14 protein-coding genes and 1 tRNA gene are annotated in these 13,036 nt (G+C 60.2%); 8 read left to right on the top strand and 7 right to left on the bottom strand.

The window, feature by feature from the left end; translation table 11 throughout:
- The first annotated feature begins 546 nt into the window (after positions 1 to 546).
- From M728_RS05400 to M728_RS05385, 4 genes are all read left to right on the top strand, one after another.
- Positions 547 to 1,935: a DUF3300 domain-containing protein gene (locus M728_RS05400; protein WP_026619380.1), complete on the top strand. Its 1,389-nt coding sequence runs from the start codon at positions 547 to 549 to the stop codon at positions 1,933 to 1,935.
- A gap of 18 nt (positions 1,936 to 1,953) precedes the next feature.
- Positions 1,954 to 2,904 (top strand): DUF2950 domain-containing protein, encoded by a 951-nt coding sequence (locus M728_RS05395; protein ID WP_026619379.1) that lies wholly within the window; start codon positions 1,954 to 1,956, stop codon positions 2,902 to 2,904.
- A 189-nt stretch (positions 2,905 to 3,093) separates the two neighbouring features.
- The gene (locus M728_RS05390; protein ID WP_026619378.1) at positions 3,094 to 3,408 is read left to right on the top strand and encodes a hypothetical protein; all 315 of its coding nucleotides are present in this window, start codon (positions 3,094 to 3,096) and stop codon (positions 3,406 to 3,408) included.
- Positions 3,409 to 3,526: 118 nt separating this feature from the next.
- Positions 3,527 to 5,464: an adenylate/guanylate cyclase domain-containing protein gene (locus M728_RS05385; protein ID WP_026619377.1), complete on the top strand. Its 1,938-nt coding sequence runs from the start codon at positions 3,527 to 3,529 to the stop codon at positions 5,462 to 5,464.
- A 383-nt stretch (positions 5,465 to 5,847) separates the two neighbouring features.
- On the opposite strand, the gene cax is transcribed toward M728_RS05385, so the two are convergent.
- The 5 genes from cax to M728_RS05360 all read right to left on the bottom strand — a co-directional run bounded on the left by cax (position 5,848) and on the right by M728_RS05360 (position 9,007).
- Entirely contained in the window at positions 5,848 to 6,942 is a 1,095-nt protein-coding gene (cax, locus tag M728_RS05380) for a calcium/proton exchanger (RefSeq protein ID WP_026619376.1), read from the bottom strand.
- Positions 6,943 to 6,952: 10 nt separating this feature from the next.
- Positions 6,953 to 7,303, bottom strand: coding sequence for a potassium channel family protein (locus M728_RS05375; RefSeq protein WP_026619375.1), 351 nt, complete (start codon positions 7,301 to 7,303; stop codon positions 6,953 to 6,955).
- Positions 7,304 to 7,385: 82 nt separating this feature from the next.
- Complete coding sequence (locus tag M728_RS05370; RefSeq protein ID WP_026619374.1) at positions 7,386 to 7,664, bottom strand: hypothetical protein; 279 nt, start codon at positions 7,662 to 7,664, stop codon at positions 7,386 to 7,388.
- A gap of 298 nt (positions 7,665 to 7,962) precedes the next feature.
- The gene (locus M728_RS05365; RefSeq protein WP_051440826.1) at positions 7,963 to 8,451 is read right to left on the bottom strand and encodes a thermonuclease family protein; all 489 of its coding nucleotides are present in this window, start codon (positions 8,449 to 8,451) and stop codon (positions 7,963 to 7,965) included.
- A gap of 412 nt (positions 8,452 to 8,863) precedes the next feature.
- On the bottom strand, positions 8,864 to 9,007 hold the full coding sequence (locus M728_RS05360) for an excalibur calcium-binding domain-containing protein (RefSeq protein ID WP_245269664.1): 144 nt from the start codon (positions 9,005 to 9,007) through the stop codon (positions 8,864 to 8,866).
- A gap of 326 nt (positions 9,008 to 9,333) precedes the next feature.
- On the opposite strand from M728_RS05360, the gene M728_RS05355 reads away from it, so the two are divergent.
- The 3 genes from M728_RS05355 to M728_RS05345 all read left to right on the top strand — a co-directional run bounded on the left by M728_RS05355 (position 9,334) and on the right by M728_RS05345 (position 11,328).
- The gene (locus tag M728_RS05355) at positions 9,334 to 9,642 is read left to right on the top strand and encodes a hypothetical protein (protein WP_026619373.1); all 309 of its coding nucleotides are present in this window, start codon (positions 9,334 to 9,336) and stop codon (positions 9,640 to 9,642) included.
- A gap of 50 nt (positions 9,643 to 9,692) precedes the next feature.
- Positions 9,693 to 10,010 (top strand): hypothetical protein, encoded by a 318-nt coding sequence (locus M728_RS05350; RefSeq protein ID WP_156943350.1) that lies wholly within the window; start codon positions 9,693 to 9,695, stop codon positions 10,008 to 10,010.
- 925 nt (positions 10,011 to 10,935) lie between these two features.
- Positions 10,936 to 11,328: a response regulator gene (locus M728_RS05345; protein ID WP_026619370.1), complete on the top strand. Its 393-nt coding sequence runs from the start codon at positions 10,936 to 10,938 to the stop codon at positions 11,326 to 11,328.
- Between the two features lie 8 nt (positions 11,329 to 11,336).
- On the opposite strand, the gene M728_RS05340 is transcribed toward M728_RS05345, so the two are convergent.
- Positions 11,337 to 11,708 carry a hypothetical protein gene (locus M728_RS05340; protein WP_245269663.1) on the bottom strand — a complete coding sequence of 124 codons (372 nt, stop codon included), beginning with the start codon at positions 11,706 to 11,708 and terminating at the stop codon, positions 11,337 to 11,339.
- A 259-nt stretch (positions 11,709 to 11,967) separates the two neighbouring features.
- Positions 11,968 to 12,043 (bottom strand) — tRNA-Thr (locus M728_RS05335).
- Positions 12,044 to 12,198: 155 nt separating this feature from the next.
- On the opposite strand from M728_RS05335, the gene M728_RS05330 reads away from it, so the two are divergent.
- The gene (locus M728_RS05330; RefSeq protein WP_026619369.1) at positions 12,199 to 12,969 is read left to right on the top strand and encodes an NAD kinase; all 771 of its coding nucleotides are present in this window, start codon (positions 12,199 to 12,201) and stop codon (positions 12,967 to 12,969) included.
- The last annotated feature ends 67 nt before the right edge of the window (positions 12,970 to 13,036 follow it).

Below are 13,036 nucleotides of genomic sequence, written 5' to 3'. Positions count from 1 at the left end.
ATCTGATAGCCGCCGGTCGGTTTTCGGGATTTTGTCGACAAGTGCCAGCCCCTCACGAAGAGATTTTTTCCAGTTTTGATCGCAATCAACGACACAACGAGGGGATATCCATAGGCTCAGGACCCATTAAATTCGCGAATTTAATGGGTCCTGAGCCTACTAGCGGCAGTGACGATTGTCGTTTCGCATGGTGCGGAGGGTGCAATGAAAAAGCGGACCTGCATTGGGATTGGCGCTGCACTCTTTCTTCCTGTAGCCGCCATTTCTTGTTCAACTGTTCAAGATTATCCGTCCGACGACTACTATTCCGGTATCGATCCGGCTCCGATTTACCGGAATGGTGAGCGCGTCCCCACCAACCAATTCCTTCAGGCGCGCAGAGCTGCGCGAAACGCAGCCGGTTCGACGGGTTCGACAACGAACACAACTACAGGGCAGTAAGATAGCTTGAAGATTTCGGCGCAGGAGGCGCGTTTGCGGTCAAGTCAGGCTGCCAGACGCATTTGCGCAACCGCCGCGCATTGTCCCGGCATAGGAGGATAATAGATGATCAGGACGGCGATCATCGCACTCGGCAGTGCAATGACCATTCTCGTGACATTGCACGTCCCGGCGGCTTTGGCCCAGGAAGCGACTGCGCCGCCCGCGGAGGAACAGGTAGCCCCCGAGCCGCTCAGCGATGATGAGCTCGAGGTGCTGGTTGCCCGCATTGCTCTTTATCCGGACGAGCTGGTGGCGCTCGTATCTGCTGCCTCGCTCTATCCATTGCAGATCGTCGAGGCCGAGCGGTTCCTGGAAGCCCGCAAGAAGAAGCCGGAACTGAAGCCGAAGGAAAGCTGGGACGGCAGCGTCATCTCGCTCTTGAACTATCCCGAGATCGTCAAGATGATGAGCGAGGATCTCGAATGGACCCAGAGCTTCGGCGAGGCGATCGCCAACCAGCAGAAGGACGTCTTGATCGCCATCCAGCAATTGCGCGACGAGGCGGTCGCGAAGGACATCATCAAGACCGACGACAAGATGAAGGTGGTCGAGGAAGGTGACAACATCATCATCCAGTCGGCGAGCCCCGAGACGATCTATGTGCCGCAGTATCCGCCGGAGATGCTCTACGAGCCGGACTACGTGCCGGCGCCGATCGACTATTACGACGAGCCCTATCCCGCCTACTGGTATCCGGGGGCCGCCTTTTTCGCCGGCGCCCTCACCGGCGCGGTCTTCGGCGCCATAGTCGATTGGGACGACTGGGGCGTCTGGGGCGGAGACTGGGACGGCGACATCGACGTCGACTGCAATAAGTGCTTCAACAACATCGACTTCGACGGCAAGGTCAACTGGAACGACATCGACTGGAAGAATGTCGACCGCAGCAAGATCAGCTTTGACCGCGACCAGCTCCAGAAGTTCGACCGGACGAACATCAAGAACAACATCAAGGCTAACGGCAACAACAACCTGCGCAACCGCGCCGCCGAGATCAATCGCGACCGGCCGCAGGCGCGCCCGGGCGGCGGCGGCGGCCAGCTCAAGGACGTGCGCAAGAGCACGCTCGAAGGCCTGAAGGCTCAACCGAGACGAGATGCTACGGCGCGGCCGGCAGCGCGGTCCGGCGGCGGACAGGCGGTGGCCAAGGCAAAGGCTGGCGGCGCGAAGCCGAGTGTCAACCGCCCGAAGGGTAAGAAGCCGTCGCAGGCGAACAGGCCGGCCGGCAAGAAGAAGATGGCGTCGAAGGCGCAGAACCGGCCGAAGAAGCCGTCCGGCCTAGGCAACGTGAACCACGGGCGGCGCGAGGTGGCCTCGTCTCGGCGCGGCGGCCACAGCATGGGTGGCGGCCATCGCGGCGGCGGGCGGCCGCAGATGAGCCGCGGCGGCGGACGGCCGCCAATGGGCCGAGGCGGCGGTGGCCGTGGCGGCGGGCGTGGCGGCAGGCGTTGAGCGGAGGGGAGCACGATGATGACCAAGCTTTTGCATAGGTTTTTTCTCGGATCGGCTATTGCGCTGACGCTCGCCATGCTGCCAACCGGACTGGCCTTCGCGCAGGTGATGCCGCCGGAAAAAATCGATGACTATGCGGCGGAAGAAGATCCGCCCGCCTTCGACGACCCGGCCAAGGCGGTGGAGGCTTTCAAGGAGCGGCTTGCCGCCAACGATTTCGACGGTGTTGCAAAGCTGCTTGGCCTCGACGCGGCGAAGCTGAAGACCGGCGAAGGGGCAATGGAGACCTTCGCGCAGATTCGCGAAGGCGCTGCTCGCAACGTGCGGGTGCGCGATCTCGAGGGTCGCAAGGTGATCGAGATTGGGGACCGGCTCTGGCCGCTACCGTTCCCGATCGCCAAGGGCGAGGACGGCAAATGGGCCTTCGACACCTATGTCGGGCTGGAGGAGATCGTCAATCGTCGGGTCGGCGAGAACGAACTTCAGGCGATCGAGACCACGCGCGCCTATGTCGAGGCGCAGAAGGACTATGCGTCTCAGGACCGTGATGCCGACGGGGTCCTCGAATATGCCCAGAAGCTGATCAGCAGCCCCGGTGAGACCGACGGCCTCTACTGGCCGGCCGATCAGGGCGACGGCGAGAGCCCGGTCGGCGACGCGATCAACGAGGCGGCGCTGGAAAAGGCCAAGGCCGGCGAGGGCTATTTCGGCTACCGCTATCGCATCCTGACCTCGCAGGGCGACAACATCGCCGGCGGCCGGTACGACTATGTCATCAACGACAACATGATCGCCGGCTTTGCGCTGATCGCCTGGCCGGTCACCTATGCCGAGACGGGTGTCAAGATCTTCGTCGTCAACCAGCAGGGCATCGTCTACGAGCGGGACCTCGGCCCGAGCACCGAAGCGATCGTGCCGTTCATCGACCGCTTCGATCCGGACGACAAATGGAGCGTCGTGGCGGATTGATTATTGAGACCCGACCCACCCGACCCATTCAAAGACGGCTGCTCTGCGCCCATCCGGCTCTCGCCCTCGTCGGAGCGAAGCGGCGGGACACACGATCGCAAGAGATGCGCATGAAAGGCGGTCGACATGTTTAACCGAACAGAGGCAGGACCTCGTTCGAGCGGACCTTACTGGACAGAGCCGTTTCCAATGGACATGAGGGAACTCAACCCCACGATCTTGAGTGAACTCGATGAGAGCCCCGGACGCAGTGGTTTTGAAGGGTATCTGGTGCAGCTTTTCGATGAGTTGAAGGCGAACGAGCCCTTCGGACTATTTGAGATCGCACTGAATCCCAGAATTGGCGTGGCCTGCGCAGTTTATGAGGCTGAAGATCCGGGGGCGCGACATTTGTCGTCACCAGTTCTGGTTTCGACCGAACCGATATGGTTTGCCGCATCGTCTCCTCAGAGCGCCGCCGACCTGTTTTACGAAATCCTGGTCGATCACGCGGTGGAGGTCTGATGTCGCGGATCATGGTTGAGGTGGGCGCCCGCCGGCAACGTTTGCGGCATCCGGGATAGTGCCGGTTTAATCCCACTTTGAATTGTCCTGTCAGGACGTGGCATCATGGGAAAAGCACGTGCGCTGGTCCAAACCCCTTAGGCTGCACCTAAGCATCCTGATCGTATCGTTGCTTCTAAGCACTTCGGCCCCCTTGATTTGGTTGACCTTCAGCCAGGGGCGGGAAGCGGCCATAGCCGCGGGTGAAAAGCAGATGCGCCTGATGAGCCTACGCCTGGTCGAGGGATACAAGAATGCGCTCGAGGGAGGATATGGGGCAGTAGCGGTCGCTTCCACCCTGCCACAACTGGTCTCGCGCCCTCCTCAGGACCTTGAAGCAAAGCAGCGCTTCTTTCTGGAGGTCCTTCGAACCGTTCCCAACGCCACCAGCATCTATGCCGGCTATCCGGATGGCTCGTACGTTCAGGTTATCAACGCGCAGACTGGTCATGTCCGGGCAACTCTTTCGCCACCAGACGGGGCAGCGTTCGCCATCAGGACGATCGCCCAGCGTCAGCGGGAAGACGTGATATCGACCCTGCGGTTTACCGACAGCGAAACGAGGATGCTGCAGGAACGGAAGGTGGAGCCCGTAACATACGATCCCCGGCAACGCCCTTGGTACCGATCGGTACTGTTCCATGGCGTTCCGGTTTCCGTAGGGCCATACGTGACGGGAATGCTGCGCATCCCGACGCTTACAATGGCCGTCCCCATGAAAGACAACGGCCAGATCGTGGTGGGCATCGACGTCCATCTTGATACGGTCAGCCGCCTGCTCAATGCGCAGGAGATTTCTCCGCGCGCCCGCAGCTACATCGTCGACGACCGCGACAGGCTCGTTGCTCATTCCGATCCGGCGATGATGAGCAGGATTCTTGGCATGTGGTCGCAAAGTCAGTGGGCCGACGAAACGGCTGCCAAGAGCTTGGATACGACCGTTAAAGCGGTAATCCGGCTACGTCAGAACCCGATGAGCGCAAAAGGCGCGACCACCCAATTCGATCTCGACGGAGTAACCTACCTGGCGCAAATTGCCCCAGTCACCTTCTCTGGACTATTCAAGGGGAATTCGATCGCTGTTGTCGTGCCACTGGAAGACCTGGTCGCCCAAGCCAACAGGCAGCTTACCCGCAATCTCGCCATAGCCGCAGCTTTCGTGATTGCAGGGGTAGCGGCGTCGGTTGTCCTATCACGGATAATCAGCCGCTCGCTATATCAACTCTCCGATGAAGCTCGCCGGATCGGCGATCTCAATTTCGCCAGCGGGGGCGAGTCCCACTCCTGGATCAGCGAGATCAACACGCTGGCGGGCGCGCTTCGGGCTGCACAGCGCGGCATCAGCCAGTTTGCTCTCTATGTTCCGCGTGAAGTGGTACGGCGGATCGTCGATCCCGAGCGCAGGGCAGTCGCGAAGGCGCACAGGCAGGATGTCACCGTCCTGTTCACCGATATCCGCGACTTCACGACGATATCCGAACGGTACTCACCGGAGGAGGTGGTCGATATCCTTTCCACTTATTTCGAGCTTTTAAATGCGGTTGTGGAGCGCCATGGCGGAACTCTCGTCCAGTATCTCGGTGACTCGCTGTTCGCCATGTGGAACGCGCCGGTACCGGATGCCCAGCATGTGGAGAACGGCTGCCGCTGCGCCCTCGAGATGAGAGCGGCTATCGACACGTTGAACGGCGAGAATCGCCGCAGCGGCCGTCCGGAACTCTTCACTCGGTTCGGCCTGCACACCGGGCCGGCGGTCGTCGGCAGCTTCGGCGCGATTTCACGCCAGCAATACACGGCCATGGGCGATACCATCAACGTGGCGTCAAGACTGGAAGGACTGAACAAGGAACTTGGTACCTCAATTCTCTGCAGCTCCGCCATAATCAGGGCAGTTGAAGGGATTTTTGAGTTCCAGAGGATCGGTCTAGTGAAGGTAAAGGGGCGGGCGCGGGAGGTGGATGTTTGGGAACTCACTGGGGATACGGCCGCTCGGTTGGCGACACCTAATCGAGTCTAGAGACGCCCTTCTTCCTGCGTGTGGACGTCGCCGTCCCCGGCCAGATCGAGACGGTCTTCGAACGCCTCGCGAAGCCCTGGGGAGAGCTCGACTTGCTGTCCACTCGAGGTCGACGACGCCTTAGCCATATCTGAGCAAGTTGAGCTGTAGCAATGAATAGCGGCGCTTCTCATCGAAGTGCCGCTTGCTACCCCTACTGGAGGCCAAAGATCGACCCTTCTCTGCCCTTCGTCCTGAGAACTCCTACCGGCAGTGTTGACCCAAGCGCGACCTTCGCGTGGACGCCGTCGAAGGTCGGGATTGGCAAGCGGACGTTCCTATCGAACACTTGGAACGCGTCTTCCAATCGAAATTCTGGATGAAGGACGAACGCGACGGCTGCGTCATTGAATTTTCGGCGGCAAGAGGTAAAGCGTCAGCCCGAAAATCAAATACACCGTTAGCATGAGGACTCCGACGAACCACGCCGAGCGCCCGCCGCTGGTCATCAAGAACGCGGTTGTCGTGGAAATGAGGACCATGGTCACCGCGCCTGGCCAGAATTGCAGGTTCATCGGCGCAGGACCGATGACGTAGCTGAGGAATACCAGCATCGGAGCGACGAAGAGCGCGATCTGGGATGCGCTCCCCAACGCAATCCCCACGCTCAAATCCAGCCGGTTCTTGCGCGCGCCGGAAAACGCCGAGGCCATCTCAGCAGCACCGCCTACCAGCGCGACGACGATGAACCCCACGAATGCGGGAGTCATGCCGAACGTTGCCGCGGCCTGCTGAACGGATTCGACGAACACCTCGCTCACCAGTGCTACCAGAACGGTGACACCGGCCAAGGTCCCCAGAGCAACGCCCACCGGCAATGCCGCTTCGCCAGCCTCCGGATGGTCCGTGCCCCCGAAGAACTCCCGATGTGTCTTGAGTGAGAATAGAAGGCCCAATGCGTAGCTGCCGATGAGCAGCGCCGACAGGCCCACGCTCAACTTCTGTGTCAGCGCCGACCCCGCCACCGAGTCGGCATCGGGGACCACAGACGGAGTCATCATCGCGATCGTGGCCAGAAACAGCAGGCTGGTTTGCAGGCGGGCGCTGATCCGATTGTATTCCTGCACATGGTGCCTGAGGCCGCCTATCAGAAACGACGCGCCCAACATGAACAATGTGTTGGCGACAATCGCTCCGGCAACCGATGCCTTCACCAGGGTGTGCTGCCCGGCATGCAATGCGGTCACTGCGATGATCAGTTCGGTGAGATTGCCCAGCGTGGCATTGAGAAGGCCGCCTACCGTATCGCCCGTCTTGGTCGCTACCGACTCGGTGGCGTAGCTCAGCAGCGCGGCCAGCGGCACGATCGCCAGCACGGAGAGCGCAAAAAGCAGCGTGTGCGCTTTGGGCTCGAGTACCTGGGCGATGATCACCACAGGCACAAAGGCCAACAGCCAGAGGACGGGATTGCCGAGGATTTCCTTCAACAAGCGGGCCATGGTGACTAGTTCATTCTGTAAGGTTGCGGTCGGCCGCCTTCAGCGCCTGCACGGCGACCGCCGCAATGAGGCCCGTCAGGATGATACCGGCAAAACCGATCGCCACTGCAAGTACCCGCCCCACGAAATGCTGCGGCGTGAAATCACCGTAGCCGATAGTAAGACCGGTCACGAAGGTGAAGTAAAGAGCTTCGCCGACCCGCCAACTCTCAAGGCGTCCGACGAGCAGCCCGGCTCCCACCATAGCGAGAAGGATACCGGAGAAGATCGGCCATACCACGCGAAGCTGGCTTACAAGTGCAAGAAGGAAGGCACGCCTCAATTGCCTTGATCGAGCGTTGCTATGTGTTCCTGCCGGCATAAGCTTTCCCTCCCCGGTTAGATTTAGCACGGGACGTGACGCGGTTGTATTCGTGTTGCTGCACAAGGCCATAAAGTGAGCCTCACTCGCGATCATCGTTAAGCAAGGTGCGCCCCGCTGCAAGCGCAGCTTCCAGCGGGACCTGTATGTGTTCTCGAACGAAGTCGTTCCCTCTGGAACCGTGTCTCGGAAATTTCATTCGAAGGGGGCGCTCCCGAAGGAGGCCGAATCCTGGCAATCTAACCGCGCCATGGCTGGTCAGTCGGGCGAGGCCGGTGATCACGAGGACCGGAGTGTCTTCTTGGTCCCTGTCGTCAATCCTTCGAAATTCGCCGATGACGATCACGACGACGATGACCATGGCGACAAGTTCTCAATAACGCTGCCAGTCTACCGGCGGCTGGCGAATGTCGAGCGTTGTTGGAAACCTGCGGCAGCCGGTCATGAAGGCAGTTCCTGCGATACACGCCAACCGGGACTCTGAAATGCTCTGGAAGCGAAGGTCCGAGAAGGATCGTAACGCGACCTTTGCAAAGCTCTCATTGTTGGCGCATAGCAGCCGCCCGATGTTGGCGCGTCGAACTTCCGCTCGCCACCCTGAACAGCCCTTCTTCACCGGCACCAAGTGTTAGGTTTTCACCACTTGCTGTTTCTTTGACTTATTTTCCGCCTGTGTTCTTCCACGTGTCATCCAGACCAGCGTCCGAACCACACCGGTGACGCAACCGGGCGCGTTTCGCATCCTTCCCAGGCTGATAGGAAAGCGCGACGCCATCGCGAATCATCTGCTGGCCGACGTTGATACCACCGACGTGGACCATGGCTAGTGTCCGCCCATAGCGATCTGCGCCGCTCGCCTCGTAGGTGACCGTGCCACTGTCGAGCAGCGAGCGAAGGTGTTCCTTGGCGGCGAGGCCGAGGACCAGTTCATTCTCGCAGCGTGACTTGAAGGTCTCCGGCGTGTCGAGTTCCATGATCCGGATAGTGATGCCATCCATGCGGATGGTGTCACCGTCGATGATGTTGATATTGCCCCCGGCCTTGGCTGTCACAGCTAGAGAGCCTGTGGTGACGGCGAGTGCCGCGATGACAAGAAGTCGTTTATGCATACCGGCCGCCATCAGCGCAGCGTAGACGAGGCGCCTCATTCGGCGACCTCCACATTGAGGGTGCGCCCAACCGATCCGCGACCATAAATTTCGACGTGTATGAGAACTCCGCCAGCGATCACGTCACGGGCAGCACGCGGCGACATGTCGCCCGCTTGCAGCAACCACTCCATTGTGTCCCGATTGACGTCCGAAGCAAAAAACGAGTCGCTCTGATCGAGCCGGTCAGCGATGCCATAGCGATGAACGTTGGCGCGATCCTGGCGGATGATCGCCCAGGGCTGACTGAGGCGGACACCCGCAGAGTTGAACAGATCGTTCGGCCCAATATAGGCGATATAGTCCTCCAGCAGGTAGTCACCCGCCTCTTGAGCGCTGGCCTAATTGACGAGCGCAGCGGTGCTGATCACCGTAAAGATCGCAAAGAGAATCTGTTTCATCGATCTTCTTCTCATTCGCACGCGACACCGTCGCCGTCGCGGTCAAGCTTGCGGCGGTAGCCGGGTTCACCGGCACGGATTGGTGCGGCACCGGCCGCGCGTGCGGCAGTGCAGTTACTTTTCCATTTGATTTCTCCCTGTAAGCGACACTGCAAATGTCGAGGTGTTGGGCGTTTGCGTTGTCGGGACAGGGTTTAGACAATCTGCAACTGCGCGTATATTAGGCTAGATGGCTTAGCTCGTTAGGGTGGCGTCGGCGGATTAACCGACAGGGTCGAGCTAAAGGACTTTCGGGACGCAGAGGGGGGCGGTCCAAACTTACGAGGCTGCTTTTTTCCTGGGCCCGCGCGGGCGCCACGGAGACATTTTTTCTGATGGCGAAAAAACGGCGAGCTTCGCGCAGGTGGATTTGCCAGCTGAGTCCTGACTTGGGCTTAAGCTTAGTGCATCTAGCCGGAATCGAGATTATTTTTCTACCGTCATGGAAAAGCGATTGAGAGGCCGGCCGGCGCATGAACCGGACGCGATGACCCGGCGCTTTGTCGAAGCGATGGCTGGCGCGGGCGTGCCGCAAAGCGAGATTGCCGTAGTGACCGCCGTCACGGTGCCGACGCTGCGAAAGCATTACCGTGACGAATTGCGGCGCGGAGCCGCTCTTGTCGAGGCCCGCCTAGTTGGTCAGTTAATGCGCATCGCGAGCGGCAATGACGGGACCGCGCTCAAGGCGATCATGTTCACGCTGCAAACACGCTTCGGCTGGTCGAAGTATGCGCCGCCACCGCAGCGCTGATCCTCGCGGAGAACGTCGAACGCCGGAACCTTTCGGCCGGGCAGCGGGCGATGGCTCGGGCGATGCTCACGCCAGATGTCAAACATGGCGGCGACCGTAAAAGTGAAAAGGCAAAATCAAGTTTACTGGCTGAACTTGAAACCGTTTCAGCAAGCTACGTCTCTATGGCTCGGTTCGTCCTGCGCCATGACGAGGCGCTGGCGCAATCGGTTATGAGCGGCGCCGTCACGCTGAACGCCGCCCACGAAGCCGCGAAAGCCGACGCCGATGCGAAGGAAAGCGCGGCCCATCCAGCTCCGGGCCATCGAGCGCGGCGGCGAGCTGCTGGCGCAAGTCAAAGCGGACAAGGGCGGGCGGCCAAGAACTAAGGGGGACGCCTCCCCTAGTTTGACTCGCAAGGCCGCCGCCGACGCCGCCGGCATTTCCCCCGATCAAGCCAAGACGATGTTGCGCGTCGTCAATGTGCCGGGTCACCCGAGTATCCCGGAATAAAGGAGGAGAAAGAGGACGAGTGCGCCAAGGACGCCGATAACGGCAGCGCTCTGACGATCAATCACTGTTTCTCCTCCTTTCGCTGAATCGCGGATTGCGCTCCCGAGTCCGCTTTCGCACCATCGGCGTTGGGGCGCCGGGCCTTCCTCCAATCCACCGCCTCGGTAATGTCCTCGCCGGCATCGAAGCGCCGATCAAATTCTGCCGCTTTCATAGCGCGTCCTCATGGGGATCAAGGCCCGATCATAGGCGCGCCGCGCCTATTTGGCAAAGCTCGCGCTCGCGGCGCCTCAATCAGATGCGGCAGGCGCAAAAGGCGAATGTCGGGCTGGCTAAAGGTGCAGCGGGCAAGGGTCGCCCTAAGAAAGAAAGGCGGGGTAACTCATACCCCACCTAAAGATGACCGCCCGACTCTCGCCGAGGCTGGCATCGACAAGAACCTCGCTAAAGAGGGCCGCAAGCTCGGAGCATTGAGCAACAACAGTGATCTGAAAAGTTGACCGCGCGCTTAGGGATCACTACCTAGGGTATGGCTCAACAAGGGGATCATTCCTGCTTATCAAGGTTACTGTAATCGCCCTCGGCGCTTTGGCCGGCGTGCTGCTGGCCGCCCTGGCAGTTGAGAAGGTCGAATATGGCAGTGATTTACAATTGCTGCTTATCTCTTCGGCCGCGATCATCTTAGTCGGCGTGGCCGCTTGGACCGGCTGGAGCATATTTAAGCGATAGACGAGATTAAAACGGACCTTCCCGGAACCGATCGCCTCCGCCCGCGTTCAAGAGCATCGCAAGGCGGGGACCATGGAGTCAGTTCATATATTGGTGGCCGAGGATGAGGCGCTTTTGCTTCTCGATTGCGAGCAGGCGTTGGTCGAGGCCGGGTTCGCGGTCGTCACAGCCACCAGCGGCATGAAGGCGATAGAGCGTCTAAATGCAGCCGATGCATCCATAATGGGCCTAATCACGGACATCCGCTTCCGCGAACCGCCGGACGGCTGGGAGGTCGCGCGCACCGCGCGGGAGGTCGACCCGGAGATGGCCGTTGTTTACGTCAGCGGGGACGGCGCTCCCGATTGGCCCTCAATGGGCGTCCCGAATAGCATCATGCTCGAAAAGCCCTTCGCCATGGCTCAACTGGTCACAGCAATTTCCCAGCTCCTTAACGATCGATCGAGGGGCACGGCCGAGAGCTGAGGGAACGATCATCGCCGCGTTGCGAGCCGCCACATCCCGGCCAGATCGTCGAGCCCCATCCTAAGCATGTCCGCCGCCGTCAGGCGCTCGCGCTTGCCCTTGCCGACGACCTCATACAGCGACCTTCCTTCGCCCGCCACGGCCGAAACCAGCCCATATAGACGGGCGCCGAGCAGATCACGGCAGCGAGCAAGTTCCCGGCCGGCGTTCATCTGCCTCTCTGTGATCGGATCGCGCCGCTTGCCGCCATCGACATGCTCGCGGCCGTAGTCGATGGCGCCGGCACCTTTGCCGCCCATCGCCTCGAAGAGCGCACGGAAGCGATCAGCCGCCGCGACCTGTGCCGCGTCAAGGACTCCGCGTGAGGCCATTGTCGTCACGGCCGATTCGCGGACATTGACGACAGCCGGGATCGTTCGCGGATTGGGTCGGGCCGGGCGGATGGGCGCGGGAAAAATACGGGTTAGGGACCTCGGTGGCGTGGACTTTGATTTTCGACGGCGCGGACATGGGGGAAAGATGCCATGATCTGGGCACAGCGAACACCTGTTTTGCGCAAAGAAACGCGCAAAAATTCCGACGCACCAACGAAACCGTTACGGTACCGTTTCCTTATTTTTCTGATTTTATTGGGTTTTTTGGTGCCCCCAGAGAGACTCGAACTCCCGACCTACTGATTACAAATCAGCCGCTCTACCAACTGAGCTATAAGGGCACTTTCAGTGTTGGGAGTTAGCATATTCTGACTCGGTGTAAAGCAAAAATACGGTCGCCTTCAATTTTTCGGGTGCGTCAGCCGCGTGGCCGTGCCAGAAAAACATGTGCGGGCGCCCATCGCCTCTCCGTGAGCAACGACAACGGACTGAATTCATGACCCAATTCGGCACACTCGCTTTCCTCGCATCCTCGGCAGACGAGGCGCAAAAGGCTGCAAGGGAGCTAAAGGCGCTATATGGAGACCACGACCCGGATGATGCGGATGTGATCGTCGCGCTTGGCGGCGATGGCTTCATGCTGCACACGCTGCACAAAACGATGAATACCGGCAAGCGCGTCTACGGCATGAACCGCGGCTCCGTCGGTTTTTTGATGAATCGCTTCAGCACCAAAAGCCTTCGCGAGCGCATTGCAAGTGCCGTCGAAAACGCTTTCCACCCGCTGGAGATGCGGACGACGGACGTCAACGGCAATACCTTCACAGCACTCGCGATCAACGAGGTCTATCTCTTTCGCCAATCCTACCAAGCCGCGAAGCTGAAGGTCATCGTCGACGGCAAGGTCAGGCTCGACGAACTGACCTGCGACGGACTGCTCTTGTCGACGCCCGCGGGCTCCACCGCCTACAACCTTTCGGCCCATGGTCCGATCCTGCCCCTGGAGGCGCCGCTTCTGGCGCTCACGCCCGTCAGCCCGTTCCGGCCGCGGCGCTGGCGCGGCGCGCTGCTGCCGAACCGGGTCACGGTAGACATCGAGATCCTCGAGGCGGAAAAGCGCCCGGTCAACGCCGTCGCGGACCATCAGGAAGTCAAATCGGTCGTACACGTGCGCATCGCCGAATCGGAGAAACTCACCGCGCGCATTCTGTCCGATCCGGACCACTCCTGGTCGGATCGCATTCTAGCCGAGCAGTTTTCCAATTGAAATCACACGTTGCAGAGGCGATATGGTATGGTGACGAAAGGTAGTCGCCATCGGGCCCATGCCCGAC

Origin of the sequence: Ensifer sp. WSM1721, assembly GCF_000513895.2 — a bacterium.
Taxonomy (GTDB): domain Bacteria; phylum Pseudomonadota; class Alphaproteobacteria; order Rhizobiales; family Rhizobiaceae; genus Sinorhizobium.
Note: the sequence above shows the minus strand (reverse complement) of the source record. Positions and strands in the feature narration are given on the sequence as shown.

Excerpts from the sequence above, each read along its gene's own strand:
- M728_RS05390 (WP_026619378.1), top strand. The coding sequence starts at position 3,094 with ATGGACATGAGGGAACTCAACCCCACGATCTTGAGTGAACTCGATGAG.
- M728_RS05365 (WP_051440826.1), bottom strand. The coding sequence starts at position 8,451 with ATGAGGCGCCTCGTCTACGCTGCGCTGATGGCGGCCGGTATGCATAAA.
- M728_RS05395 (WP_026619379.1), top strand. The coding sequence starts at position 1,954 with ATGACCAAGCTTTTGCATAGGTTTTTTCTCGGATCGGCTATTGCGCTG.
- M728_RS05350 (WP_156943350.1), top strand. The coding sequence starts at position 9,693 with ATGGCTCGGGCGATGCTCACGCCAGATGTCAAACATGGCGGCGACCGT.
- M728_RS05330 (WP_026619369.1), top strand. The coding sequence starts at position 12,199 with ATGACCCAATTCGGCACACTCGCTTTCCTCGCATCCTCGGCAGACGAG.
- cax (WP_026619376.1), bottom strand. The coding sequence starts at position 6,942 with ATGGCCCGCTTGTTGAAGGAAATCCTCGGCAATCCCGTCCTCTGGCTG.
- M728_RS05375 (WP_026619375.1), bottom strand. The coding sequence starts at position 7,303 with ATGCCGGCAGGAACACATAGCAACGCTCGATCAAGGCAATTGAGGCGT.
- M728_RS05370 (WP_026619374.1), bottom strand. The coding sequence starts at position 7,664 with ATGGTCATCGTCGTCGTGATCGTCATCGGCGAATTTCGAAGGATTGAC.
- M728_RS05400 (WP_026619380.1), top strand. The coding sequence starts at position 547 with ATGATCAGGACGGCGATCATCGCACTCGGCAGTGCAATGACCATTCTC.
- M728_RS05355 (WP_026619373.1), top strand. The coding sequence starts at position 9,334 with ATGGAAAAGCGATTGAGAGGCCGGCCGGCGCATGAACCGGACGCGATG.
- M728_RS05345 (WP_026619370.1), top strand. The coding sequence starts at position 10,936 with ATGGAGTCAGTTCATATATTGGTGGCCGAGGATGAGGCGCTTTTGCTT.